Origin of the sequence: Streptomyces sp. VTCC 41912 (assembly GCF_045799175.1) — a bacterium.
GTDB classification, from domain to species: domain Bacteria; phylum Actinomycetota; class Actinomycetes; order Streptomycetales; family Streptomycetaceae; genus Streptomyces; species Streptomyces albulus_C.
In genome coordinates this window covers 1-823 of record NZ_JBJMAB010000102.1, presented here as the reverse complement: position 1 = coordinate 823, position 823 = coordinate 1, and the positions used below count along the sequence as shown (strand labels likewise).

At 70.6% G+C, this 823-nt stretch carries 1 protein-coding gene; it reads left to right on the top strand.

Features of this window, described 5'->3' with window-relative positions; genetic code table 11:
* Positions 1 to 74: 74 nt before the first annotated feature.
* A complete protein-coding gene (locus ACJ6WD_RS41305; RefSeq protein WP_407617818.1) occupies positions 75 to 821 on the top strand; it encodes a DUF4232 domain-containing protein in 747 nt (248 codons plus the stop codon).
* Positions 822 to 823 lie beyond the last annotated feature (2 nt).

Sequence of the window (823 nt, the reverse complement as noted above, 5' to 3'; positions counted from 1 at the left end):
GCGGTAGTGGTGGCGGCCAGAGTGGTTGTCGTACCGAGGAGAGAACGACTTCGACTTCCCTGGGGGGACCCGAAATGACTGCCGGCACCGCTACCCGCTCCGCTCGTCGCCGCACCCTGCGGGTTGCCGCCGCTGCTCTGACGGCGGCTGCCGCGTTCTCCCTGACCGCCTGCTCCGGTTCGGACGCGGCGGGTTCCAAGGCGGGGGGCCAGTCGGGTACGGGTGTGGCCGCGGAGGCCAGCGGTGTGGGTTCGGCGGACTCCAGTGGCGCGGATTCCCAGGCCGGGTCGCAGGGCACCGAGGCTCAGCCGGACAACGCCAAGGCGGGTTCCGGCAACGGCATTTCGGCCCGGTCCGGCGGCACCTCGGCCCGTGCCGGCTCCGGCGACAGCGCGGCGAAGAGCGGCGGGAAGGTCCCGTTCTGCCGCACGTCGGACCTGATCATGGATGCCTCGGACAGCTCGCCCGACCAGAAGGTGGGCGAGATCACCGTGCAGATGACGAACAAGGGCGGCGGCACCTGCTCGGCGGCGGGCTTCGCGGGCGTCGACCTGAAGGACGCCGACGGCACCTCCGCCCCGGTGCACCGCGGTGGTGAGGTGCCTCGCATCACCGACCTGAAGCCCGGTGACACCGCCACCTTCAGCATCTCGTACAAGGTCGACTTCAGCGGCGACAGCCTGGCCAGCCCGACCGACATCATCGTGACGCCGCCGAACGAGACCCACAGCGTCGACCTCAAGTGGCCCGCGGACGCGCTGAAGCTGGGCGGTTCGTACGACGAGAGCATCCAGGTCCACCCGGTCGGCATCGCCAACTGACC

What these genes read in the sequence shown, in the direction of transcription:
- ACJ6WD_RS41305 (WP_407617818.1), top strand. Translation starts at nt 75, where the DNA reads ATGACTGCCGGCACCGCTACCCGCTCCGCTCGTCGCCGCACCCTGCGG.